The following is a 24,123-nucleotide window of genomic DNA, read 5'->3' on the forward strand; positions in this document are numbered from 1 at the left end:
CAGATGGATAAACCAATACAGAACGATGGAAAAAACCGTATGTAGATACTGTTTTAATCAATCTGTATGTTAAATAAAAGTACTTTTTGAATCTGTATTGTCTGGCGGTAAATCCGCGAAGATAAGCCTCTGGCAAGGCGGGGAGGCAAAGTGTGGAATTTCACGAGAATAAAGCAAAACAGCCGTTTATTGGTTTGGTGCAGATCTGGCAGGCGATAAAACGCTGGCATCTGCGGGCGCAAACGCGGCGTATATTGCAGCAGATGAGCGACGAGCGGCTGCGGGATGTCGGGCTGCGACGCGATCAGGTGGAATGATTTTTCTTCCGATGACAAAGGCCGGTGGTTATTGCCCTGGCCTTTTTTATATTCACGATATTTATCAATTCATGCTTCTGGTTAGTTCGTTTCTTGATACTTACCATGATAAGTATTATTTTCTTTTCAGCGATGAGGGGAAAATAAGATGACTGAAGATGAATTGTTTGCCCGCCGTCCGATGGGGATGCGCATGGCAATGGTGGTGCGCCAGTGGCGGGCCATTATTGATGCAGCCATCACCGATACTGGCCTGACGCAGTCAAGCTGGACGGTACTGATGCAGTTGTATCAACTGGGAGACAACGTTTCGGTCAGTGAACTGGCACAAATGCAGGGCATTGAACTGCCGCCGCTGATGCGCACCCTCTCGCAGCTGGAAAAGCAGGGGTATCTGCTGCGTTCCACATCGCCTTATGACAAACGCATCCGCCTGCTAACGCTGACCGCGCAAGGCCGCTTAAGGCTTGAAGAACTTAACCGGGTGATTGAGACATACCAACATCGCGTCACCTGCACCATTCCTGAAGCGGAGCTTGCCTCTTTCAGCGCGACCTTAAATCAACTCGCCTGCAATTTGCGGACAATCCGCGAAGAAGACAATCAACACTAAAAAACTATGATGACCCCAGAACAAAAATTTGCCCGTTGGGTAAGGGTGAGTATTGCCGCTTTCCTGGTAGTATTCGCCTGGTTTATCGTTGCCGATATCTGGATCCCGTTGACGCCGGACTCCACGGTGATGCGCGTGGTAACGCCCATTTCCTCACGCGTATCCGGATACGTCTCGCAGGTGCATGTACACAATAATAGCCAGGTGAAGAAGGGCGATTTGCTGTACGAACTGGATCCGACGCCGTTTTTCAATAAGGTCGAGGCCGCGCAAATCGCCCTTGAGCAGGCGAAGCTGAGCAACCAACAGCTGGATGCGCAGATCTCCTCTGCCCGTGCCAACCTGCGCACCGCGCAATTCAACGCCCGCAACGATAAGACCACCTTTGACCGCTATCAGCGCCTGAGTGCCATGCAGAACGTGTCGCAATCCGATCTCGACAAGGTGCGCACCGCCTGGCAAACCAGCGAGCAGTCGGTGGCGGCACTTAATGCCAGTATTCAGAACCTGCTGATTCAGCGCGGTGAGCGCGATGATAAGCGTAACGTGACGTTGCAAAAATACCGTAACGCGCTGGAAGAGGCGCAACTGAACCTCGGCTGGAGCAAAGTGTATGCAGAGACCAACGGCACGGTGAGCAATCTTCAGCTTAGCCCCGGACTTTACGCGACCGCCGCCACGCCGCTGCTGGCGCTGGTCAGCCATCAGACTGATATCGTGGCTGATTTTCGCGAGAAAAGCCTGCGCCACACTCGGGTAGATACCGATGCCGCCGTGGTGTTCGATGCCATGCCGGGCAAGGTTTTCTCTGCCCGTGTCACCAGCAGTGATGCCGGTATTCTGGCGGGTCAGGAGCAGGTTAACGGCCAGTTGTCGCAACCGGAACAGTCTACCCGTTGGGTGCGCGATGCCCAGCGTATGCGCATTCACGTAGCGCTGAACGAACCGCTCGACACGCCGTTACCGACCGGGGCGCGCGCCACGGTACAGCTGTATAACAGCGAGGGGATGTTCGCCCGCACCTTTGCCGGGGCGCAGATCCATCTCGTTAGCTGGCTGCATTATGTCTATTAACACTCTGGCCCACGTCTTTACGCCGCACGGGAACATTGTCTACACCGCCAATGATTTTCGCCAGACCCTGCGTATCTCCGTTGCCGGGACAATCGCGCTAAGTATCTCGACCTTCTACAACGTGCAGTATGGCGTGTTTTTTGTGGTTTATCCGCTGATGCTGTTGTCGCTGGTGCCGGTGTTCAACCGCCATGTGGCAAAACAGTTCGTGTTCAGCGCGGCGGTGAACTGTGTTGAAATGGTGCTAATCGTCGGCTATCTCTCACAGTGGCCGCTGATTATGACGCTGGTGGTGTTCGGCTTGTACGTGATGCGTTTTCGCTTTATGAGCAAAGGGCCGCTGTTTCTGCTCGGCTCGATGGGCGTGGTGTGCCAGAGCACGATGCTCAACTTTATGAGCTATCCCACCACCAACTGGCATACGCTGATGTTCTCCAATATGGAGGCCTGCGTAATGGCGGTGGCGCTGAGCGCGCTGCTGAATTATCTGATCCCGGACGTAGAACCCCGCCAGCCGCCGCCGCGCATTGAGAAAGATGCTGCCCGGGTTCGCCATGAGTCGCTGCTTTCCGGTACGGTGGCGACGATGATTTTTGTCATCTTCCAGATCTGTGATTTGAGTGATTCGCTGTCGGCACTGATGGCGGGCATTTTGATCCTGTTTCCGATGCACTACCGTGGCGCGGTGATCAGTTCTCTCTGGCGCGTGGTCGGTGTGGTGCTGGCCTGCCTGTATATTCTGCTGGTGCAGCTGCTTATCTATGATTTCAGCAACCATATGGTGTTGATGATGCCGCTGATTGGCCTCGGGCTGGCGTTCAGCGCCCGCCTGCACGTAATGGAAAAAGTCGGCGCAGGCGTGGGTTTTGCCAGTATCACCACCATCGGCATTATGTTTGGCCAGAATCTGCACCCGGATCAGGACCTGGTATTCAGCGATCTGTACCGCATCACCTCCGTCACCGTCGCGCTGGTGGCAACGCTGACGATGGTATTTCTGGTGCACCGGGTTTTGAACTGCTTTGCAGCAACGCGGTTTGTGATTACCGAGTGAGTGGGGAGTGAGTGCCGGATGGCGGCTGCGCCTTATCCGGCCTACGGGAAAGTGCTATTTGTGGCCCGGTAAGCGTAGCGCCACCGGGCAAATCAGCAGGGAGTTACTTCTTCAATCCCGCGAACGCGGCCCGAATCTCGTCTTCCGGTAAATTAATCCCGATAAACACCAGTGTGCTGTGCGGTTGTTCGTCGCCCCATGGGCGGTCCCAGTCGGCGCTGTACAGGCGTTGTACACCCTGGAACAGCAGGCGGTTGGGTTCGCCTTCAATCCATAACATCCCTTTGTAGCGCAACAGCTTCTCGGCGGATTCCAGCAGCAGGTTTTCCATCACCCGGGAAACGTCGCTGATGTTCACCGGGTAATCCAGCTCGACGACGATCGAGGATATATCGTTTTGCTTGTCGGCGATAAAGTGGAAGCGCGGTTTGGCACTGACGATGTTCTCTTCCAGCATAAAACCATTGGTGTCGAACAGTTGCGCGAGGTCTATATCGCCGTGAGTCACGGTATATACCGGGGCGCGGGCATTGATGCGCGCCAGGCGCTCGCGCAATTTTTCACTGTTGCCAGCGACGTCAGTTTTAGTCAGCAGAATGCGATCTGCATAACCTACTTGCGACTGGGCGATGGTGAACTGGTTCATTTGTTCGTCGGCATGTACCGCATCAACCAACGCAATCACGCCGTCCAGCAGGTAACGTTCGCAAATCACTTCATGGGAGAAAAAGGTCTGAATAATCGGGCCGGGATCGGCCATGCCGGTGCACTCAATCACCAGACGGTCAAAATTGATGGCACCTTTGTCGAGGTTATCGAGCAGGTCTAACAATGCGTCTTCCAGCTCGCTCGAACGGGTGCAGCAGATACAGCCGTTGGTCAGGGTTTTGATCTGCGTGGCGCGGTCGCCAATCAGTTGATCGTCCACCGAGACTTCGCCGAATTCGTTTTCGATGACGGCAATTTTGTAACCGTGCTGCTCGTTGAGAATATGGCGCAGCAGGGTCGTTTTACCTGCGCCGAGAAAACCGGTGAGTAGGGTGACTGCAATCGGGGTCATTCATTTCTCCTTCTAACAGCAACTGCTTCCGCCGCTACCGTAGCGGGCTTCCTGGCGCTCGCGGAAGAATTCTTCGTAGGTCATGTACGGCTTATCGGGATGGTTGGTCTTCATGTGCTCGACGTAGTTGTCGTAGTCCGGAATACCAATCAACATCTTCGCCGCCTGACCGAGATATTTTTTTGCCTGACCTAAAGTACCAAACATAAACAATCCTGATAAGCGAAAAGCCCCGCCGGAGCGGGGCTGAATACATCTTAGTGGTGTGAAGAGGTCTTCACGCCGCCTTCCGGCACCGGTACATACGGCGTCTCTTTATCAGAGCGACCGTTGATGGCGCGGGCTTTCTGCCAGGTACGGAACCCGTAGAAAATGATGCTGTACACCACCACCAGGAACAGAATACTCAGGCCGGCGTTGGTGTAGTTGTTGATGACGATATGGTTCATGTTGGCAATCTGCTGTGCTGTCAGCTCACCGCCGTTGGCAATCTTCTCTTTGTACTGATTTGCCATGAAGAAGAAGCCTTCCATCTGCGGGTTGGTGCTGAACAGTTTCAGACCCAGCGCCCAGGTGGTGCAGATAAGCAGCCATACTGCCGGGATAACAGTAACCCAGATGTATTTGGTACGCTGCATTTTAACCAGAACCACGGTACCCAGAACCAGCGCCACGGCCGCCAGCATCTGGTTAGAGATACCGAACAGCGGCCACAGGCTCTTAACGCCGCCCAGCGGATCAACCACGCCCTGATACAGCAGGTAGCCCCACAGACCTACACAGCCCGCAGTACCGACAATACCCGCAACCAGAGAGTCAGTTTTCTTCAGGAACGGTACGAAGTTACCCAGTAAATCCTGCAGCATGAAGCGGCCAGAACGGGTACCAGCATCCAGTGCGGTCAGGATGAACAGTGCTTCAAACAGAATACCGAAGTGGTACCAGAAGCCCATGTCAGCCATCGGCAGTACTTTATGGAACACGTGAGCGATACCAACAGCCAGCGTTGGTGCGCCACCTGCGCGGTTCAGAACGGACGGTTCGCCGATGTCTTTCGCGGTTTGCAGGATCTGCTCAGGCGAAATCACGAAGCCCCAGGAGCTGACGGTTGCCGCTGCGTGTGCGGTAACGTCTTTCAGCTGCGCCATAATCAACGGCGCGTTCTCGCCACCCATTTCATGCAGGTTCGGCATGGTGATGCCAAGACCCGCAGGCGGGGTGTTCATTGCGAAGTACAGACCTGGCTCGATGATGGATGCTGCAACCAGCGCCATAATCGCCACGAAGGATTCCATCAGCATCGCGCCATAACCAATGAAACGCGCGTCGGTTTCACAGGCCAGCAGTTTCGGCGTGGTACCAGAGGCGATCAGCGCATGGAAACCAGATACCGCACCACAGGCGATGGTGATAAACAGGAATGGGAACAGAGCACCTTTCCACAGCGGACCCGTACCATCAACGTACTGTGTCATCGCCGGCATTTTCAGTTCCGGGTTGAGGATAACAATCCCCACAGCCAGACCGACGATAACGCCGATTTTCAGGAAGGTAGCCAGATAGTCACGCGGAGCGAGGATCAGCCATACCGGCAGCAGCGCAGAGATAAACGCGTAGCCAATAAGCGTAAAGGTAATGGTGGTGTCTTTAAAGGTCAGTGCCGGGCCCCAGTACGGGTCGTGGGCAATCACGCCGCCGAAGTAGATGGAGGCAACCAGCAGCACAATACCTATCACCGACACTTCACCCACACGTCCTGGTCGCAGGAAGCGCATGTAGATACCCATGAACAACGCGATTGGTACGGTTGAGCAGACGGTGAATACACCCCACGGGCTCTCAGCCAGTGCTTTCACCACGATCAGCGCCAGTACCGCGAGGATGATGATCATGATTAAGAAGCAGCCGAACAGCGCAATAGTTCCCGGTACCGGGCCCATCTCTTCTTTGATCATCTCACCGAGAGACGCACCGTTACGGCGGGAAGAGATAAACAGCACCATGAAGTCCTGCACAGCACCCGCCAGCACAACGCCGGCCAGCAGCCACAGCGTACCAGGCAGATAGCCCATCTGTGCGGCCAGTACCGGCCCAACCAGCGGACCTGCACCGGCGATAGCGGCAAAGTGGTGACCGAATAATACGTTACGGTTGGTCGGTACGTAGTTCAGACCGTCATTGTTGATGACCGCCGGCGTGGCACGCGTCGGGTCAAGTTTCATCACCTTCTGGGCGATGTACAGGCTGTAGTAGCGATAAGCCACCAGATAAACAGAGACAGAGGCGACCACAATCCACAGGGCGCTGATGTGTTCACCCCGACGTAAGGCCACTACCGAGAGGCAGAAAGCACCGATGATTCCGAGAATCACCCAGGGTATGTGCTTGAATATCTTTTTCGTATCCATAGTAAAACCTGGTATTAGATTAATAATTGGCCGAAGCCGCTTGGGTTTGATCTTGTGTTTGAGGAGGTAAATTGACTGCTATGCTGCAGAGGATCTTGCCAGAGAATTACGCGCGTAAAGTAAGGTAAATAAGTGAGTGGTTGTATGTCAGCTTAAGCGGTCCCAAGTGTCAGTGAGCGGTTTTCATTCGGCGTAACAGTATGAAATTATGTGATTTTCATCACATAATTTCATGAGGCGATTATGAACTGTCGACAGTAGTCAGACTGGTTTTGCAATGAGGTAGAGGTAATAGAGGGTTATGAGAATAACAACGGTATAAAATATGTACTTCTCTGCTTTATCGACTTCGTTTCTACTCAGGTGGTTAAGGAAGTCGAATACCCTCCATATCACGAGCAGCATCGCCGAAAAATAAATACCGATTCCAGCCATGCGAAATTCGCCATAGGGCAGCATTGCCAGCGTGAGACCGATCAGTGTGCCAACAGTGGCCGCCGTGATGGATTTCCCTAGTTCATTGAATTTAAATGAAAATTTTTCATAGAAAAAAGCAGCTAATTTTTTGTCCGGATCAAACCTGCCACTGAATCTCAGTAAAATGACGGTGAGTAACGCATTCAAAATTATCAGGAACATGATGCTTTTGGGCGCGATATTCTCCAGTAAAATATCTGAAATCTCCGGAATAAATAGCTTTGGCACGACCGGGGTCATCGCCCCTAAAAGGAGTCCCAATACCATGAAGGGAAACGCGTTAGAAAGTAAGTCGAGATAATTATTTTTCACAGAAGGACTTCCTTGTTATAGCCGATGATAAAACAGACCCACTATTGGTAGCCAAAGCTTACGGCAATGAAAAGCCCTCTTAAAAGGTGGGGAAGGGAGTCATGGCGCTAGTTTGCGTTATGTATACGAGTGGTATTTACTGCTTTTTTCTGCGCCAGATGTCGCCAGAACATCTGCTTTTTGAACGATATTCGTAAAGTTTTCGCTTTCCAGGCCGAAAATTCTGACATCTGTCTAGCGGAAAGAGAAAACATGTTAAAACGAATGAAGATTGTTACCAGCCTATTGCTGGTACTGGCGCTGTTTGGCCTTTTACAGCTTGCCTCAGGGGGTTTGTTCTTTAACTCATTAAAGAATGACAAAGAGAACTTTACCGTTCTGCAAACTATTCGCCAGCAGCAGTCTGCGCTGAATGCGACCTGGGTTGAATTGCTGCAAACGCGAAATACCCTTAACCGGGCAGGCATTCGCTACATGATGGATCAGAGCAATATCGGCAGCGGTGCGACCGTTGCAGAACTGATGCAGGTAGCCAGCACCGCGCTGAAACTGACGGAAAAAAACTGGGCGATTTATGAATCGCTCCCACGCGATCCGCGTCAAAGCGAAGCCGCTTTCCAGGAGATCAACCGCACGTATGATATCTACCACGGTGCGCTGGCGGAGCTGATCCAGTTGCTGGGTGATGGGAAGATCAATGCGTTCTTTGATCAACCGACTCAAAGCTATCAGGATGGTTTTGAGAAGCAGTATATGAGCTACATGCAGCAGAACGATCGCCTGTATGACATCGCGGTTGAGGACAACAACAGTTCCTACAGCCAGGCGCTGTGGGTGCTGGTATGTGTATTGATTACCGTACTGGCAGCAATTATCGCTGTCTGGTTTGGTATTAAGCTTTCGCTTATTGCCCCGATGAACCGACTGATCGATAGCATTCGTCATATTGCCAGCGGCGATTTGGTGAAACGTATTGATGTGGAAGGTTCCAACGAGATTGGTCAACTGGCAGAAAGTTTGCGTCACATGCAGGGTGAGTTGATGAGCACCGTCGGCGATGTGCGTAACGGCGCCAACGCCATTTACAGCGGTGCCAGCGAGATTGCGATGGGCAATAACGATCTCTCTTCACGTACTGAGCAGCAGGCGGCCTCTCTGGAAGAAACCGCGGCCAGCATGGAAGAGTTGACGGCGACTGTGAAGCAGAACGCGGAAAACGCGCGCCAGGCCAGCCATCTGGCGCTGAGTGCCTCAGAAACCGCGCAAAAAGGCGGGAAAGTGGTGGATAACGTGGTGCAAACCATGCGTGACATCGCTTCCAGTTCGCAGAAAATTGCCGACATTATTAGTGTTATCGATGGTATTGCCTTCCAGACTAACATCCTGGCTCTCAACGCGGCGGTAGAAGCGGCACGTGCGGGTGAACAGGGACGTGGGTTTGCGGTAGTCGCAGGTGAAGTCCGTAACCTGGCACAGCGTAGTGCTCAGGCTGCGCGCGAGATCAAGAGCCTGATTGAAGACTCGGTCAGCCGTGTGGATGTCGGCTCAACGCTGGTTGAAAGCGCCGGTGAAACCATGGATGAGATCGTGAATGCGGTAACCCGTGTGACCGATATTATGGGTGAGATCGCCTCTGCATCTGACGAGCAGAGCCGTGGTATCGACCAGGTTGGTCTGGCCGTTGCTGAAATGGATCGCGTGACGCAACAGAACGCCTCGCTGGTGGAAGAATCCGCTGCTGCCGCTGCCGCACTGGAAGAACAGGCCAGCCGTCTGACTCAGGCTGTTGCTGTATTCCGTATCCAGCACGATCAACAGCGTGCGCGTGATGTTACTGCAGCAAAACCGGTATCAACCACCGCTCAACCGCGTAAAGCTGCGGTAACGGATGCCGGAGAGAACTGGGAAACGTTTTAACCTATCGCGCCCTCAACTGAGGGCGCTTTTTACGAGTTGGACAAATACGTGTCTATCAATCTACCGAGCCGGATGTCACCGTTGTCGTGGAGGCAGGGGTGTTTTTGGCATGACAATTTTCTGGCGTTGGGCTATCCAAATCACGCCGGATGCCAATTCGAAATATTCCGGCAAGCATAATAGCCCCAATAATCGCAATTCCACCTAACAAGTAAAGCCCGGCAATATTCGAATCAAACGCATTTTCAGCCCATACGCGAATATTTGGTGCTACAAATCCACCAAGATTACCTAGTGAGTTAATTAGCGCAATACCGGATGCTGCCGCAGCACCGCCAAGATAACTAGTTGGAAACGTCCAGTAAATGGGTTGGACGGCCAGCAAACCAGCACAGCCTATACAAAGTGCGATAAAAGCCCAGACAGGCGTACCTGCAAGCATCCCGGATAGTGCGACGCCAAGACCACCGAAGAGCAGTGTTATTGTACTTATCCAGCGGCGTTCTTTCAGTCTTGTGGAAAGATGGGGGATATACCAGGCTGCGAAAAGTGCGCATAACCATGGAATACCCGATAAAACCCCAACGATGAAGCCCACGCCTTGCCCTGATAATGCTGCGACCTGAGAAGGCAGGAAGAAAGCAATGCCGTAGGAACCCACCTGAATGGTAAAACAGATTAAACAGAGATACAGCACTCTGGGATCGCACAGCGCCTTCAATATTCCCTGTGGACCATGACTTGTTTTCGTCTGTTCTTCTTTTTCCATAATGGCGCTTAACGCCCGCTTTTCTTCTGATGTCAGGAAGGTACAGCGTTTATCTGACGGTTTATCATCAAGATAGAAAAATGCGACGACCCCAACGAGAGCTGCGAGCAATCCTTCAACCAAAAACATTAATTGCCAGTTATGTAGCCCCCATAAATCATGGATAGTTAATAATCCACCGGATACTGGCCCACCGAGAATAAACGCGATTGGAGGTCCGAACCAGAAATAACCAGCTACTTTTGCCCTGATATTTAGTGGGAACCAGAATGTCAGATATAGCATGACGCCGGGCATAAATCCGGCTTCAGACGCACCGAGAAGAAAACGTAAAATAATGAATGTTTTCTCGTCGTGGGCAAACATCATTGCAGCAGAAATGAGCCCCCATGTAACCATAATTCGTGATAACCATAAACGAGCACCTACTTTATATAAAAGTATATTGCTGGGAACTTCAAATAGCGCATAACCTATAAAAAATACGCCTGCACCAAAAGCATATGCTGCATTACTTAGCCCTGTATCAACCTGGAATGCGTCTTTTGCAAAACCAATGTTGGCGCGATCCAAATAAGCCATGACATACATGAGTGCCAAAAAGGGTAAAAGTCGTACAATTGACTTTTTAACCGCAGAATTGACAACTTTTTCATTATCACTTTGACTCATAACTATGCTTCCAATCAAAATGGTGGAGAGCTACAGCCATCTTTCATAATGGTAGTTAGAAAGTGTATGGCCAGTATTATGAAAAGAGTTTTAAACAGGCGTTTATGAACACCTGTTTAACGATAAGAATTAATTTAACCATTCCTGACCATCAGGCCATGAATAACGTGTTAGGGTGTCAGGTTTCATTTTTACACCATAGCCCGGCTGCATGAGGGGATAATATCGCCCACGTTTTATAACTAATGGTTCTTCGAAATTCTCATGTAAATGATCAACATATTCTAAAACCCTATTTTCCAATGATGCTGATACGGCTATATAATCAAATAGAACAATATTTAATGAATACTGACACAGACCTACGCCTCCGCCATGTGGACATACTGGAACATCAAATTTTGCCGCCATCAATACGACTGCGAGCACTTCGTTTAAGCCACCCAAACGAGCAGGGTCCAGTTGGCAAAAATCCATTGCACCTGACTGGAAGAATTGTTTAAACATAACCCGGTTATGGGCATGTTCACCGGTTGCGATACCGATATCACCAATTCGTGCTTTTATAGCAGCATGACCGAGAATATCGTCAGGACTGGTGGGTTCCTCAATCCACAATGGATCAAATTTGGCAAGTTGACGCATCGCCGTAATAGCTTCATCAACTCCCCATATTTGGTTGGCATCCATCATCAGTTTACGTTCCCAGCCTAGTTCTTCGCGCAGGATAGTCGCCCTGCGAATGTCCTGCTCAAGATCGGCACCGACTTTTTGCTTCAAATGCGTCCAGCCATCAGCAACGGCCTGTCGTGCCAGCTGGCGCATTTTTTCTTCTGAATATCCAAGCCAACCTGCGGCAGTAGTGTAGCCAGGAAAACCTGTTTCTAACATTTCCCTTTCACGTTGTGCCTTACCAGTTTCAACCCTACGCAGCAATGTGATAGCTTCTTCAGGAGTCAGGACATCTTTGATGTAGGTGAAATCAATGCAGCGAACAAGTTCTTCCGGTGACATATCCACCAGCATTTTCCATACGGTTTTATTCTGTGAACGTGCCCAGAGATCCCATAATGCGTTAATAATTGCCGCTGTAGCCAGATGAATAACACCTTTTTCTGGACCAACCCAGCGTAACTGACAATCCCCGGAAACAAGTTCATGCCAGAATTGACCAAAGTTAGCTGTAATGTCTTCCAGCGTACGGCCAATTACAAATAATTCAGCTAAAGATTTTACTGCGCTTACACATAAATCGTTGCCGCGACCGATGGTAAAAGTCAGACCATACCCTTTTAAATTTTCTGCGTGGTCGGTAATTAATGTGACATAAGTCGCGGAGTAGTCAGATATTGCATTCATTGCATCAGAACCATCCAGGTTCCTGGATGTAGGGAAACGGATATCTTTAACGCTTATATCCTTGATTGTAATAGCCATGTTGACTCCTGTTGTGATGTTCTTTTGCTAATAAAATAGAAAAGTTTGTTTAGCAGACACTCCGAGTGTAAGAGGGAGTAAATTGCTCAATATGAGTTGATAATAAGATTGTGGGGTAATTTGCAAAATTGTGTTTTTAATCTGCTTTTAATTTTATTGGTTGTTCTGCTGGATAGAGCGCAACATTGACTGTTTTGCTGTTTCAAGGTGGTTACGAAGTGCGAGTATAGCATCCAGGTCGCTGCGGCAAATCAGCGCGCTGAGGATGGTCATATGCTCATCAATGGCAATGATGTTGCGTTGCTTGAGGTCGCTTTCATCCCACTGATAGTGGAAATGGAAAATCACAGAGATAATCTCAAGTGATTGATTAAAAAATATATTATCGGCAGCGGAGAGTAACAGTGCATGGAATTCACGGTCCAGTTGCGAGAACATACGAAAGCTACTGCCGATGCTGTCGCGCAGTATGCGATGGCGCTCCAGCAGTGTTTTTGCCTGTAACCAACGCGGGTCATCGTCGGGCAGATTCAGGAAATGTTGCAGGGAATGTGTTTCCAGCATTTCTCGCAATTCGAACAGTTGTTCGGCGTAGGCCTGATCGAACTGCTTCATGCTCCACTGACCGCGCTTCTCATTCTTTATCAGATTGTAACGTTCGAATTTTAAAAGATATTCCCGTACAACTACCGGGCTGACGCCGGCGGCTCTGGCAAGCTGCAACTCGGAAAAACTTTCACCTGCGCGCAATTGGCGCTGGTTGATCATGGTGAAAAATGCCTGCTCAAAAATTCGATTTTGCTCGGTCATGGAGGCTGTGGTACACGAAAAACCATCCTCATGGTTGGGTTTGCGTACGATAACGTAGTGGCTTCCTACCTGCGTTAATACGCCGCATTCGCCTAAATGGCTCAGCATGTGGCGTACGGTGGTACGACTAATGTTGTACATTTCCGCCAGTGCGCTTTGCGAAGGCAGCGGGGAAGGGATATGACCGCGTGCCATATCATCGATTATCTGGTTAATCACATTGTGGCGTAAGTTCTGTGAACGGCTCATGGCATCTCCTTTTTGCCTATTAAAACCCGATTTAAAACATTTTTATGCGCTGGGATTCACAGATTATGTTTCTGGTTTCTCCTGCATTTTTAATTTCGTTGATATCTGAGGCAACAAAAAAACAGGAGAGCCGAATCATGTCTACGATGAATACTTTGATTTGCCAGGAACCCAAAAAATTAGTCTGGAAAGAGCGTGAAATACCTATTCCAGGTGAAAGTGAAGCATTAATAAAAATTAAGTCTGTCGGAATCTGTGGGACTGATATTCATGCCTGGGGAGGCAACCAACCATTTTTTAGTTATCCACGCGTATTAGGTCATGAAATATGCGGGGAGATTGTTGGGCTGGGTAAGAATATACAAAACCTGAAAATGGGCCAGCAGGTGGCAGTTATTCCTTATGTCGCGTGTCAGCAGTGTCCGGCGTGCCAGAGCGGGCGTACCAACTGCTGTGAGAAGATTTCGGTGATTGGCGTACATCAGGATGGTGGATTCAGTGAGTATTTGTCCGTTCCGGTGACGAACCTGCTGGATGCGCAGGGAATTGACCCACATGCCGCTGCACTGATTGAACCGTATGCTATCAGCGCACATGCGGTGCGCCGGGCGGCGGTGATGCCAGGTGAGCAGGTTCTTGTCGTGGGGGCCGGGCCGATAGGTCTTGGGGCGGCAGCAATTGCCAAAGCCGATGGCGCACAGGTAGTGGTGGCAGATACCAGCCCCGCGCGCAGGGAACATGTTGTCTCCCGGTTGGGACTTCCGGTTCTCGATCCCGCTGCCGAAGATTTCGATGCGCAGCTACGTGCCCAGTTTGGTGGTTCACTGGCGCAAAAAGTCATTGATGCGACGGGTAATCAGCATGCGATGAACAATACGGTGAATTTGATTCGCCACGGCGGCAGCATCGTCTTTGTTGGGCTGTTCAAAGGTGATTTGCAGTTCTCTGACCCTGAGTTCCATAAGAAAGAAACCACCATGATGGGCAGTCGTAACGCCACGCCGGAAGATTTCGCCAAAGTGGGGCGGCTGATGTCTGAAGGCAAACTGACCGCTGACATGATGCTCACACACCGTTACGCGTTTGCCACGCTTGCGGAAATCTACGAGCGGGATGTGATTAACAACCGCGAATTAATCAAAGGTGTGATCACGTTCTGAGAAGGGTTTTGTGATGAAGACATTGAATCGACAAGATTTCCCTGGGGCAAGGTATCCGACGCGGGTGATCCAGTTTGGTGAAGGTAACTTCCTGCGCGCGTTTGTCGACTGGCAACTGGATATCCTGAATGAGAAGACAGATCTCCGGGCCGGAGTGACAATTGTTCGTCCGATTAATACGGATTTTCCACCTTCGCTGAATACCCAGGACGGGTTATATACCACGCTCATTCGCGGATTGAATGAGCAGGGCGATGCGGTGAGTGAGGCACGGCTAATCCGCTCGGTGAATAACGAGATCAACCCGTATCTGGATTTTACGGCGTATCTGGCGTTGGCTCACAATCCGGACATCCGCTTTGTATTTTCAAACACGACGGAGGCGGGGATTAGTTATCACGCCGGTGATAGCGTCGATGATGCGCCGCCAGTGAGTTTTCCGGCCAAACTGACGCGTCTGCTGCTGGAGCGCTTTAACCATTTCGACGGGGCGGCAGATAAGGGCTGGGTGATTATTCCTTGTGAGCTTATCGACTATAACGGTGATGCGCTTAAAACCCTGGTATTGCAGTACGCGCGAGACTGGCAGCTTTCTCCGGCGTTTACTGACTGGGTGGAAACCGCGAATACCTTCTGTTCTACACTGGTGGACCGGATTGTTACAGGCTATCCACGTGAAGAAGCTGCGGCACTGGAACAAACGCTGGGTTATCACGATGCATTTCTGGATACAGCTGAGCATTTTTACCTGTTCGTCATTCAGGGGCCTTTATGGCTGGCTGAAGAGTTGAAACTGGCGGAGTGCCCGTTAAATATCCGCGTGGTGAGCGATATTAAACCGTACAAGGAACGTAAGGTTGCCATTCTTAACGGCGCTCATACCGCACTGGTGCCTGTGGCCTGGCTGTGTGGGCTGGAGACCGTTGGTGAGGCGATGCAGGATGCTGATATACGCCACTTTGTTGAGCAGGCAATTGACAGGGAGGTCATCCCTGTTTTGGATCTTCCGGCCGATGAGTTGCGTGAATTTGCTGGTGCGGTTAGTGGACGTTTTCAGAACCCTTATATTCGTCATCAGCTCCTCTCCATTGCGCTTAATGGGATGACAAAATTTCGCACACGTATTTTGCCGCAGTTGCTGGCAGGGCAGCAAGATGCACGCTGGCCGGTGCGGTTGACGTTTGCACTGGCTGCGTTAATCGCGTTTTATCGCGGGGAACGGGCGGGAGAGAATTATCCATTACAGGATGATGAGCAGTGGATCCGCCGTTATGCCGATCTCTGGCCGAGGATTGGTAATGACCTGACGCTGCGTGAGCTGGTGATGGTTGTGCTCGGTGATGCGACTCACTGGGGGCAAGATCTTACATTGCTGCCAGGGCTTGTCGAACAGGTGACGGCAAACCTGGAGTTAATACTGGTGCAGGGAATGCGCCACGCAGTACAAAGTCTGGATTAAGGTTGCCATGCAGCGCCCGGAGTGGTGTTGGGCGCTGTTTTTTTTACCCTTGTAAATCCACAACTTTAATTTCAACCATCCCGATCCCCAGCTTACGCGGCGAGTGGCCCAGAATGTTCCCCTCGTTGGTGGCGACGGGGTCGGGCGGGACAATCACCAGCGTATTGGCATCTGCCGGGTTATCAAAATGCAGCGTGGTGGTGCTGATATCATGGCTTAGCACCAGCGTTTGCTCCTCGTTGCCCACGCGTACGGGAATAGGACGGTTGGCGTTGTCGCCGAAAGCTTTCGCGGTGATGATCAGATCAAATTTCTTCGGCAACGGAGCCTTGTATTCGATTTTTACCTCTTCGCTCAGTTGCGCATTGGACCAGCGTCCCCAGGATTCGGGGCGTGAAATCCCACTAAACTGTTTCACCTCTTCAGGCGCACCTGCCACGTTAAAGACAAAACTGTCGGCTTTGTAACGAATATCGTTATCTACAATTTTCAGCGTATCGACGTTACCTTTGTAACGCTCCATGTCGATAACTGTATCTTTAAACGCAGTCTTACCTTTCCATTTCGCTTTATCGACGTGCTGTACAATTTGCTGGCCGCCTAACTGGCCCTGCGATACGCACCAGTCGGTAGAGAGTGCCAGCTCTGGTGCCCATAACTGCGCCATTTTGTAGCAGCGGTCTACCCACACAAAGTTATCGCGTGGGGCGAAATCAGCAAGCTGGAAGCGCAGTGGGGCTGAGTATTCACTTTCCGGCAACGGCTCAACGCGTTTGTCTGATACGCGCAGCAGCAGCGGCAGGCGGAAATGGCTCCCCGAGAAGGCGATCATGTTTTTGTCCTGATCGACGGTAAACTCTTTTATCTCTTTGGGAAACTTCCACAGACGAATGATATCGGGCTTCCACGCCAGCATTTTTTCTTTGATATTCAGGAACACTTCCGATACGGATTCGCTCGACAAACTGCTACGTCCGAGGCCGATAAAGTTATCGCCGCCCAGAATATCCAGCACCGTTGCGCCGTTATCCATGGTGTTACGTTTCACGGCCAGCGTCTCCTGCTGAGGCTTGTCACCACGCAGAACGAAGAACAGATTGTTGCGATCTTGCTTATTCAGATACTTCCATGCGGTGTTGTTCATCGCCAGGTGATCGGAAGAGACCACGATAACGGTATCTTTAAACCACGGTGAGGCTTTGATCTTATTGATAAATTCAGCAATATTTTCCTGGCTACAACTGACTGCGCTAAAGGATTGGTTCGCCTTACCATCGATATCATAGCGTTTGCGGTTACAGGTACGGGAGATGAAACCATCCGGATGATGGGTATCTACCGTCAGGGTGAACAGTGAAAAACGTTGGCCGGAGCGGGAAAGCTCTTCGAATTTTTTCCATGCCTCATCCAGTACGGTGTCGTCGTAAAAACCCCAGTCGTTACGGTATGCCGGGTCTGCCACCACGCTTTTTAACTCTTCCGCGCCATACAGATAATCAAAACCATGGGATTTCAGAAAGACGTCTTTTCCGGCAAAGCGCAGATTTGCACCTTGTACAAAGTAGTTGTGATAGCCGGAGTTTTTCAGGATATCACCCAGGCAGATATTTTGTGGGAAGAAACTGGAGACTGATGCTGAAGCGTTACCTTCAAACGGGGCAAACAGCGGAATACCACACTGTGAGGCCACCATTCCGGCGATGGTGTAATCCGTACCCGGTAACTGCATGGTATTGCTGAAGTCCATACCTTCGTTTTTTAATGCACCCAGCTCCGGAGTCAGGTCCGGGAACGCATCATTATTAAAATAGGTACGCTCCAGGCTTTCGCCGTAGATATAAACCAGGTTCAGCTTCGGGTTAGGGATCGTTTTTGATGGCTCTTTGTAATACGCCGTGAAGTCTGGATCGCCATCGCGAGACTGGGATTTGACCAGTTCGGTTATCTGGTGGAATGCCGGGCTGGCATCAACGGAAGCCAGTGCCAGTATCAGGGCCAGCAGACTGTAGCCAACGTGATGAGGATGATGGCGACGGCGGCGAAGTACCCAGCCCAGGGCGCCAAATACGACAGTCAGCGCCAGTGCAATCCCTACACCCGGAAGAACATATTTGCTGACGCCCGCGCCGGTCAGGCTGTTGGTCAGCGTATAGAGCACCGCATCGTTGATGCCATCTCCGGTGAAATAGTTGCTGGCATACAGTGTGATATTTAAGACAATAAAAATTCCCAGCACCGTTAACATGGCGGCAAACCACCAGGTGTTGCGACCCGCTTTCCAGGCGTAAATCAATACCGAAGCGAGAAACAGAGCGATGGAGAATAATTCAGACAACGGACGATCCTCAGTAAGCCGGGCAATTAATTGCCTGGCAGGCTAATCATTTCTGGACTGTACAATGTAATAGCGTTGTTATATTGCTGCAATTCTAGTGACATTTAATTACGTTGTTATTCAGAATTGGTTTAGATATGCGTGTTTTTGAGGGGGATCACTATGTGGTCAGTGGGGAGCAGATTCGAAGAGTAGATTGAAGCCGCGCAGGCCGGGAAAAGGCGGTACGCGGCGCTTATCACATCAGGAAATAAAGTTCATACCCTGTTTTAATACTAGATCGCAGGCCTTGGTTTTAACTTGCTTTGCCAGCGAGCTGTTACCAATCGTGTCCAGGTTAAGCTGTTGACCATCTTTGGCGTTCAGCAGGCCCTGAATACCATCCAGGTAGTTGGTATCTTTTTTCTGTTCCGTCGTTCCCAACCCCAGCTTATCCAGAACCTGGTTTTTGACGTTTTCAGTATCGGTGACCGAGGCGAGCTTCTGTTTTGCACAATATTCCAGAATACCGGCCGCGTTATTCATACTGTTCGACGTGAGCGACTGATTACTGCTCAGCAGGCTGGTCAGGGAAGAGAGTGAGGTGCTGCTCTGTGAGCCAGTGCTTTGCTTACTCAGTTCACTGGCAGCGCTGGAGAGCGAATCTTGCCAGGAGGCGGCGAAAACGCCAGTAGAGATTAGTGTGCTGGCGGCAACCGCACAGCAAAGAAGACGTTTTGTTGCTTTCATCATTACAGGTCACTCGTGTTATGCCTTTTCAGCGCAGTATAGCGCTGGATCACTTAGGAGTGTTCCCAATACTTTAATACTCTTTACCAGTAACCCGGCTACGGTAACTTTCCCAGTTAAAAATGACCCACAGGCTGTTGCCGAGTCGCATACGATCCATCACGCGCTCACCCAGCAGTTTGTTCATCTCATCCATATTGCTGTTTGTCAGCATGCCGGTCGGGCGCTTGGAGGAAGAACGACGATCGACGATCTGATTGATGATCACTTTTTCATAGCGGGATTCGGTCTGCATACCGATTTCGTCGATCACCAGCAGATCCACGTTGCTGAGATCGTTGAGCAGTTGTTCTTCGCTGGTTTCACGGTTACTGAAGGTATCCTTCATCGCTGACATAATATCAGCCACAGTAATGATCAGTACTGACTTGCCGCGCAGCAGCAGTTCGTTGCAAATAGCTGCGGCCAGATGGTTTTTTCCGGTGCCGGGTTTGCCGGAGAAGATAAAGCTGGCAATGTTGCCATCAAACTCGTCAACGTACTGGCGGGCTTTGCTCAGGGCATTCATTTGACCTTCACACTCGACCCGGTAGTTATCGAACGAGCAGTTTTGGTGCAGGGGACGGATACCGGAACGGTTGAATGTGCGCTGCATCTTCATTGCCCGGTTCTCACGAGCCAGCGCCGCAGCCCGAATTTCACCTTGCTCTTTTTGCCATGCTAGCAACTCCTCGCCCGTTTTAAACGCGGACTTTACATTGGGTGGCATCATTTTTTGCAGACGTTTCATCAGGTCGCCAACGTTTTTCATCGTTATCCTCTAAAACCTGGTGGAATATGGCTGTCAGGTTCGCTGACACTATTTACATCACGCTTTGGCATCCCGCCATTGCTGGCCCGGCCAATCTGTATGCTACGCGCCAGTTTTTGTTGCCACTGAATGTGGTGAAAGACTTTACCTTCCGCCTGCCAGTAAGCAACAAATGAAGCCAGTTCTTCGGCGGTGACTGGCTCTCTCAACGCCACGCCCCACAGGGCGGCCTGTCGCTGAAAGTCGGCGTCTGGCTGCCAGTCAGCGTACATCGCAAATTTCCCCATTGGCACGGTAACAGGAGCGGCTTGCGGCTCTTCATAAAATTGCGCGTCCAACGTTACATCGCTTCCCGGACGTGACAGTTTCTCTTCAAGCGCCAATAGCTCAGCTAGCCGCGCAGGGGTAACCGCGTAAAAGGCAGGTGCGTTATTGGCGAAAACGGCCACAGCACCCCCTACTGACTTTGCCAGCACCGCGTTGTGATCGTGTAATAAGGCGTCAATGCTGATGACGTCCGGGGTCAAAATTTTGCAGGACATAATGTTTCTCAATACCGAACAACAACCGAGAAGGGGACTGCTTTTATAGTAACACAGAGAAGAGGGAGAGCAGCAGGATGAGGGAAGGTCGCCCCCATCCGTTGGATTGTAAGAAGGTTAATCAGTTATACGCGCGGGCGCTTTCTATACAGCCATAATCCCGGAACTGAAAGCCCGATAGAGAGTGCGCCCACAATAGATGAAGCTTTCAGAAAGTTGGTCAGCAGGGTGATCATCAGCGCTTCGCTGTAACCAAAATGACCGATTTTTACGGCGGATATCATGGCTGTGTAGGCCGAGATCCCGGGGAACATCGGGATCACCGCCGCGACGGTGAAGACTTTCGGGTGCGCCAGATACCAGCGAGACCACTGGATCCCAATACAACCTACGAGCAATGAAGCTAAAAAGGTTGACCATTCGATATTGAGTCCTGCGGTCATTACAGCCATTCGCGAGCCGTGCCCGAGCGCACCGAGCAAGGCGCACCACGGGAGTGCCCGATGAGGCACGTTAAACACCATGGCAAACCCCAGGGCGGGAATTGCAGACAGGACCATATCCTGCAGTAGTGCAAAAATGAAATCCATCACACCCATCCTCGCAGCCCCCATATCGTCATCGACATCACTACGCCAACGCAGGTGGCCAGTGTGAGCAGACTGGCAATAGCCCAGCGAGCAAGGCCGGTATTAATGTGTCCTTTAAACATATCTGCAACGGAGTTAATCAGTGGGAAACCCGGAACCAGCAGCAGCACGCTGGCTGCCATTGCCACGGTCGGCGTGTGATTAAAGGTGGGCAGAGTCAGCATCAGGCCAGATATCGTTGTGGCAACAAAAGCGGTGATACAAAAGTTGATTTGCGGATGTAAATGCCGGGAGGCCAGAATTTGGCGAATGTACATGGCGATCATGCTGGCAAAAAAGGTGATAACGGCACCATCCCATCCTCCCTTATTGAGCTTACAAAAGCAGGCACAGGATAACCCGACCATGAAAGCAACCAGCCATCTTGGGTAGCGCAGCGGTTTAATTTGGCTAAAGCGTTTCTCAACACCTTTGTCATCCAGTAGCTTGTGTTCTGCCAAAATAACGATGTGCTGCACTTCCGTAACGACGTGCATATTAATGCCGCGATCGTGATTTTTACGGGTCGATGTCAGGCATTGTCCGTCTTTAATCGTGGTCAGGACGATTGCGTTAGATGATATGGCGCTTTCTACGCTGTCCATTCCAAGAGCCAGCCCAAGGCGGGTGGAGAGCTCGTCAACCAGTGCGCTTTCTGCCCCATGTTGCAGTAAAAAAAGCCCGCATTGTATACATAACCGTGTAACCGTTCGTTGTGACGACTGCTCTGTTTGCATAGCTCACTCTGACTGAAAAAACGCTCTCTGAATGACGAATGTCTACTTTTATCATGAAGTATAAGCCCAATGGCTCTGGCTAAGATCAATATTTGTGTTGAAAAAAAGAGACATCGTGCTTGTCTGCTGAATGTGAAGCGACATTTAGTTTTAGCGATTGAGTGAAAATTTAAGTTGTTTGAAGCATCCTCTCACCATACTGAGCCTGCTAACTTACGATCAGAAAGCGTTATTATTTTATGGACTGAATGCTAAATAAGTTAGAATGGCTAATGTTATAGTTTAGTTATTTTAATTGTACATTTAATGTTTTATGAGTAATTATGCGACGATGGCTCTATAGCAAAGTACTATTAGGATTATAGTGCTATTATGCGGTCTGAATTATCATGAATTAAATTAAGGATAAACAATTCACAATATCTATTATTTACTCTAACCATTCCTTATTGATTATGTTACTTACCCATTAAGAATTTATAGAGTGAATGAGACAAACGGCATATGGACGTGGAGGATATATGTTGCCAGGACGCAGCAAAAACGCAGTTGTTATTAGTACGCTGCCGATTATGCAAGCGGGATTAAAGAGTGTAATTCAAACTCATTTCCCAAATTATGAGCTCACCTGTTTCCGCAGTGCAGAAGAACTCACTTTATTGCAGCTACGACGTTCCGATTTGGTGATGATTGATTTAACTGGGGACTTTAGCCAGCCGCGTTCAGTCTGTGAACAGTATTATTCTTTATTATCTCAGTACCGTGATATCCACTGGGTCTTCCTCGTTTCTCGCAAATTTTATCCGCTAGCCGTTGAATTGTTGATGTGCCCTTGTAGTTCGTTGTTGTCTGATGCGGAGCCAATCGAAAGTTTAGTGAATGTAATTCATGTGGGAAATACTCGCGCCGAGAGAATTAGCAAAATGTTGCTCTCACCGCCCGTAACGCCTGAAATCCTGGAACATAGCGTGCAGTCGATAGTGCTTACCCTGTCAGAGAGAAAAGTGTTGCGACTGCTGGGGAAAGGTTGGGGAATTAATCAGATAGCGATGTTGCTCAAGAAAAGCAATAAAACAATCAGTGCCCAAAAAAATAGTGCGATGCGTCGTTTATCAATACATAGCAATGCAGAGATGTATGCATGGATCAATAGTTCTCAAGGATCACGAGAACTGAATTTACCTTCATTGTATGGAGAAACCACGGAATGGAAAAAAGAAGTGTCAAACGAAATGTCGCGTTGGTAGAAAAGTGTGTAATGAGCAGTGTGGGTATTAATAATTTATTTAATACCATGCCAAAAAATCAATACAAACTTCATCTCTTTTCCAGCCAGTCTGACTTTAGCCAGACAATGATAAATATGCCATTTTCAGCGGTTATTTTTTCACTTCCCGCGATAAGAACTGATCGACGAGCTGGACTGGTATATCTGACTGAATTGGCGGTGAACTTCCCTCATATTCGCCGCGTGGTTATTGCCGATGATGATGCTGAAGTGCGTTTAATTGGCTCTCTGTCGCCGTTACCACTGGATGGTGTTCTTAGCAAAGCATCCTCGTTAAGCGTTTTACAGGAGGGATTATTTGCAGCCTTGAATTTTGCTAGCAGGGAAACAGAAAGCACGAAAAACCTTTGGTATATCAACCAAAGTCGTATGCTGAGTCCAACAGAGCGTGAAATTCTACGCTTTATGTCGAATGGTTATTCGATGCCGCAAATTGCTATTCAGCTTGAGCGGAATATTAAAACCATTAGGGCGCATAAATTTAATGCAATGTCTAAACTGGGCGTTAGCTCCGATGCCGGATTATTGAACGCTGCCGATATTCTGTTATATCTGCGTGCCGGGGAGTCGACACCATTTATTCATGCAGTTTCGTAACGGTGTTATTGATCAATTAGTGCCGGGGTTAGTCACCGGCACAAAGACCTGGGTTCGTTACTGACACACGTCTACCCAGGTTGCAGCAGTCAGCTCAGCCATTCTGTCAGGTGCGATGCGAACCGCGCTGTGTGTGGCTCCCGCCGCGGGGAGTACTTCAGCATAGCGTTTCAGCGATATATCACAGTACACGGAAATTGGTGTTTCCAGGCCAAACGGACAAACCCCGCCAACGGGATGACCTGTAGCATTGACCACCTCATCGCTACTCAGCATACGAGCCTTAGCACCAAATGTATTCTTCAGCTTCTTATTGTCCAGACGAGCATCCCCTTTGGCGACCACCAGGATAATGTCGTTTTTTACTTTCAGCGAAAGTGTTTTTGCGATCTGACCTGGCTCGACGTTATGGGCTTTTGCAGCCAGATCAACCGTTGCTGTGCTTTGGTCTAATTCGATGATTTCAATATCCGGGGCATGCTCCGCCAAAAACTGCCGTACTGATTGTAAACTCATTCTTTTCTCCCAATCGCCTGTAAGCAGCCCTATATAGCAAAAAACTGCATGGCGTAATTTGTCACAGGGAAAGTATCACTGTAAATATTTTATTGTAACAACGCCGCAACATCAGATTCAGTTAACTGGGAAGGAGAATAAGCAGGCAGTT

Annotated in this window: 23 protein-coding genes; 9 read left to right on the forward strand and 14 right to left on the reverse strand. The window is 50.0% G+C overall.

Translation table 11 applies throughout. From position 1 onward, the window contains the following. The first annotated feature begins 152 nt into the window (after positions 1-152). From OH663_RS08455 to OH663_RS08470, 4 genes are all read left to right on the forward strand, one after another. Positions 153-317, forward strand: coding sequence for a DUF1127 domain-containing protein (locus OH663_RS08455; protein ID WP_071828888.1), 165 nt, complete (start codon positions 153-155; stop codon positions 315-317). 148 nt (positions 318-465) lie between these two features. Further along, positions 466-930 carry a MarR family winged helix-turn-helix transcriptional regulator gene (locus OH663_RS08460; RefSeq protein WP_043018307.1) on the forward strand — a complete coding sequence of 155 codons (465 nt, stop codon included), beginning with the start codon at positions 466-468 and terminating at the stop codon, positions 928-930. A 6-nt stretch (positions 931-936) separates the two neighbouring features. Continuing rightward, positions 937-2,004 carry an HlyD family secretion protein gene (locus OH663_RS08465; protein ID WP_048222152.1) on the forward strand — a complete coding sequence of 356 codons (1,068 nt, stop codon included), beginning with the start codon at positions 937-939 and terminating at the stop codon, positions 2,002-2,004. After that, on the forward strand, positions 1,994-3,058 hold the full coding sequence (locus OH663_RS08470) for a DUF2955 domain-containing protein (protein ID WP_135323270.1): 1,065 nt from the start codon (positions 1,994-1,996) through the stop codon (positions 3,056-3,058). The genes OH663_RS08465 and OH663_RS08470 overlap by 11 nt, the downstream gene beginning before the upstream one ends. 103 nt (positions 3,059-3,161) lie before the next feature. Here the strand turns inward: OH663_RS08470 and yjiA are convergent, their stop codons facing one another. From yjiA to OH663_RS08490, 4 genes are all read right to left on the reverse strand, one after another. After that, positions 3,162-4,118, reverse strand: coding sequence for a GTPase (gene yjiA / locus OH663_RS08475; protein WP_200011344.1), 957 nt, complete (start codon positions 4,116-4,118; stop codon positions 3,162-3,164). Positions 4,119-4,130: 12 nt separating this feature from the next. Next, positions 4,131-4,325, reverse strand: coding sequence for a YbdD/YjiX family protein (locus tag OH663_RS08480; RefSeq protein ID WP_003830038.1), 195 nt, complete (start codon positions 4,323-4,325; stop codon positions 4,131-4,133). Between the two features lie 50 nt (positions 4,326-4,375). Then, entirely contained in the window at positions 4,376-6,526 is a 2,151-nt protein-coding gene (btsT, locus tag OH663_RS08485; protein ID WP_045439404.1) for a pyruvate/proton symporter BtsT, read from the reverse strand. Positions 6,527-6,787: 261 nt separating this feature from the next. Then, positions 6,788-7,315, reverse strand: a complete 528-nt coding sequence (locus tag OH663_RS08490; protein ID WP_200011347.1) for a hypothetical protein — start codon at positions 7,313-7,315, stop codon at positions 6,788-6,790. 252 nt (positions 7,316-7,567) lie between these two features. Between OH663_RS08490 and tsr the strand changes: the two genes are divergently transcribed. Then, entirely contained in the window at positions 7,568-9,232 is a 1,665-nt protein-coding gene (tsr, locus tag OH663_RS08495; RefSeq protein WP_048222802.1) for a methyl-accepting chemotaxis protein, read from the forward strand. A 55-nt stretch (positions 9,233-9,287) separates the two neighbouring features. On the opposite strand, the gene OH663_RS08500 is transcribed toward tsr, so the two are convergent. The 3 genes from OH663_RS08500 to OH663_RS08510 form a co-directional block, all read right to left on the reverse strand. After that, positions 9,288-10,673 (reverse strand): MFS transporter, encoded by a 1,386-nt coding sequence (locus tag OH663_RS08500; RefSeq protein WP_200011349.1) that lies wholly within the window; start codon positions 10,671-10,673, stop codon positions 9,288-9,290. Positions 10,674-10,802: 129 nt separating this feature from the next. Further along, a complete protein-coding gene (locus OH663_RS08505) occupies positions 10,803-12,110 on the reverse strand; it encodes an enolase C-terminal domain-like protein (RefSeq protein ID WP_200011351.1) in 1,308 nt (435 codons plus the stop codon). Between the two features lie 153 nt (positions 12,111-12,263). Next, positions 12,264-13,169 (reverse strand): GntR family transcriptional regulator, encoded by a 906-nt coding sequence (locus OH663_RS08510; protein WP_200011353.1) that lies wholly within the window; start codon positions 13,167-13,169, stop codon positions 12,264-12,266. Between the two features lie 137 nt (positions 13,170-13,306). Here OH663_RS08510 and OH663_RS08515 point away from each other — a divergent pair, with 137 nt between their 5' ends. After that, the gene (locus OH663_RS08515; protein WP_200011355.1) at positions 13,307-14,329 is read left to right on the forward strand and encodes a zinc-binding alcohol dehydrogenase family protein; all 1,023 of its coding nucleotides are present in this window, start codon (positions 13,307-13,309) and stop codon (positions 14,327-14,329) included. 13 nt (positions 14,330-14,342) lie between these two features. Further along, on the forward strand, positions 14,343-15,788 hold the full coding sequence (locus OH663_RS08520) for a tagaturonate reductase (protein ID WP_045439422.1): 1,446 nt from the start codon (positions 14,343-14,345) through the stop codon (positions 15,786-15,788). Between the two features lie 43 nt (positions 15,789-15,831). On the opposite strand, the gene opgB is transcribed toward OH663_RS08520, so the two are convergent. The 6 genes from opgB to OH663_RS08550 form a co-directional block, all read right to left on the reverse strand. After that, complete coding sequence (opgB, locus tag OH663_RS08525; protein WP_200011357.1) at positions 15,832-18,123, reverse strand: phosphatidylglycerol--membrane-oligosaccharide glycerophosphotransferase; 2,292 nt, start codon at positions 18,121-18,123, stop codon at positions 15,832-15,834. Between the two features lie 243 nt (positions 18,124-18,366). Beyond that, entirely contained in the window at positions 18,367-18,855 is a 489-nt protein-coding gene (locus tag OH663_RS08530) for a YjjA family protein (protein ID WP_045439427.1), read from the reverse strand. A gap of 70 nt (positions 18,856-18,925) precedes the next feature. Continuing rightward, positions 18,926-19,663 (reverse strand): replicative helicase loader DnaC, encoded by a 738-nt coding sequence (gene dnaC, locus OH663_RS08535; protein ID WP_200011360.1) that lies wholly within the window; start codon positions 19,661-19,663, stop codon positions 18,926-18,928. Between the two features lie 2 nt (positions 19,664-19,665). Then, entirely contained in the window at positions 19,666-20,205 is a 540-nt protein-coding gene (dnaT, locus tag OH663_RS08540) for a primosomal protein DnaT (protein ID WP_200011365.1), read from the reverse strand. A gap of 125 nt (positions 20,206-20,330) precedes the next feature. Further along, positions 20,331-20,804, reverse strand: coding sequence for a threonine/serine exporter (locus OH663_RS08545; protein WP_045439436.1), 474 nt, complete (start codon positions 20,802-20,804; stop codon positions 20,331-20,333). Further along, a complete protein-coding gene (locus tag OH663_RS08550) occupies positions 20,795-21,571 on the reverse strand; it encodes a threonine/serine exporter family protein (protein WP_045439439.1) in 777 nt (258 codons plus the stop codon). The genes OH663_RS08545 and OH663_RS08550 overlap by 10 nt, the downstream gene beginning before the upstream one ends. A 521-nt stretch (positions 21,572-22,092) precedes the next feature. Here OH663_RS08550 and OH663_RS08555 point away from each other — a divergent pair. Together OH663_RS08555 and bglJ are read left to right on the forward strand one after the other, a co-directional pair. After that, a complete protein-coding gene (locus OH663_RS08555) occupies positions 22,093-22,818 on the forward strand; it encodes a response regulator transcription factor (protein ID WP_045439442.1) in 726 nt (241 codons plus the stop codon). Next, on the forward strand, positions 22,779-23,456 hold the full coding sequence (bglJ, locus tag OH663_RS08560) for a DNA-binding transcriptional activator BglJ (RefSeq protein WP_045439444.1): 678 nt from the start codon (positions 22,779-22,781) through the stop codon (positions 23,454-23,456). The genes OH663_RS08555 and bglJ overlap by 40 nt, the downstream gene beginning before the upstream one ends. Positions 23,457-23,513: 57 nt before the next feature. Here the strand turns inward: bglJ and OH663_RS08565 are convergent, their stop codons facing one another. Next, on the reverse strand, positions 23,514-23,972 hold the full coding sequence (locus OH663_RS08565; protein WP_045439446.1) for a YbaK/EbsC family protein: 459 nt from the start codon (positions 23,970-23,972) through the stop codon (positions 23,514-23,516). Positions 23,973-24,123 lie beyond the last annotated feature (151 nt).

Origin of the sequence: Citrobacter sp. Marseille-Q5395 (assembly GCF_947057495.1) — a bacterium.
In the GTDB taxonomy this organism is placed as follows: domain Bacteria; phylum Pseudomonadota; class Gammaproteobacteria; order Enterobacterales; family Enterobacteriaceae; genus Citrobacter; species Citrobacter murliniae.

What these genes read in the sequence shown, in the direction of transcription:
- OH663_RS08550 (WP_045439439.1), bottom strand. Translation starts at nt 21,571, where the DNA reads ATGCAAACAGAGCAGTCGTCACAACGAACGGTTACACGGTTATGTATA.
- OH663_RS08480 (WP_003830038.1), bottom strand. Translation starts at nt 4,325, where the DNA reads ATGTTTGGTACTTTAGGTCAGGCAAAAAAATATCTCGGTCAGGCGGCG.
- OH663_RS08530 (WP_045439427.1), bottom strand. Translation starts at nt 18,855, where the DNA reads ATGATGAAAGCAACAAAACGTCTTCTTTGCTGTGCGGTTGCCGCCAGC.
- OH663_RS08505 (WP_200011351.1), bottom strand. Translation starts at nt 12,110, where the DNA reads ATGGCTATTACAATCAAGGATATAAGCGTTAAAGATATCCGTTTCCCT.
- tsr (WP_048222802.1), top strand. Translation starts at nt 7,568, where the DNA reads ATGTTAAAACGAATGAAGATTGTTACCAGCCTATTGCTGGTACTGGCG.
- OH663_RS08545 (WP_045439436.1), bottom strand. Translation starts at nt 20,804, where the DNA reads ATGGGTGTGATGGATTTCATTTTTGCACTACTGCAGGATATGGTCCTG.
- bglJ (WP_045439444.1), top strand. Translation starts at nt 22,779, where the DNA reads ATGGAAAAAAGAAGTGTCAAACGAAATGTCGCGTTGGTAGAAAAGTGT.
- dnaT (WP_200011365.1), bottom strand. Translation starts at nt 20,205, where the DNA reads ATGTCCTGCAAAATTTTGACCCCGGACGTCATCAGCATTGACGCCTTA.
- OH663_RS08565 (WP_045439446.1), bottom strand. Translation starts at nt 23,972, where the DNA reads ATGAGTTTACAATCAGTACGGCAGTTTTTGGCGGAGCATGCCCCGGAT.
- OH663_RS08500 (WP_200011349.1), bottom strand. Translation starts at nt 10,673, where the DNA reads ATGAGTCAAAGTGATAATGAAAAAGTTGTCAATTCTGCGGTTAAAAAG.
- OH663_RS08520 (WP_045439422.1), top strand. Translation starts at nt 14,343, where the DNA reads ATGAAGACATTGAATCGACAAGATTTCCCTGGGGCAAGGTATCCGACG.
- yjiA (WP_200011344.1), bottom strand. Translation starts at nt 4,118, where the DNA reads ATGACCCCGATTGCAGTCACCCTACTCACCGGTTTTCTCGGCGCAGGT.
- dnaC (WP_200011360.1), bottom strand. Translation starts at nt 19,663, where the DNA reads ATGAAAAACGTTGGCGACCTGATGAAACGTCTGCAAAAAATGATGCCA.
- OH663_RS08470 (WP_135323270.1), top strand. Translation starts at nt 1,994, where the DNA reads ATGTCTATTAACACTCTGGCCCACGTCTTTACGCCGCACGGGAACATT.
- OH663_RS08510 (WP_200011353.1), bottom strand. Translation starts at nt 13,169, where the DNA reads ATGAGCCGTTCACAGAACTTACGCCACAATGTGATTAACCAGATAATC.
- OH663_RS08555 (WP_045439442.1), top strand. Translation starts at nt 22,093, where the DNA reads ATGTTGCCAGGACGCAGCAAAAACGCAGTTGTTATTAGTACGCTGCCG.
- OH663_RS08515 (WP_200011355.1), top strand. Translation starts at nt 13,307, where the DNA reads ATGTCTACGATGAATACTTTGATTTGCCAGGAACCCAAAAAATTAGTC.
- OH663_RS08465 (WP_048222152.1), top strand. Translation starts at nt 937, where the DNA reads ATGATGACCCCAGAACAAAAATTTGCCCGTTGGGTAAGGGTGAGTATT.
- OH663_RS08460 (WP_043018307.1), top strand. Translation starts at nt 466, where the DNA reads ATGACTGAAGATGAATTGTTTGCCCGCCGTCCGATGGGGATGCGCATG.
- btsT (WP_045439404.1), bottom strand. Translation starts at nt 6,526, where the DNA reads ATGGATACGAAAAAGATATTCAAGCACATACCCTGGGTGATTCTCGGA.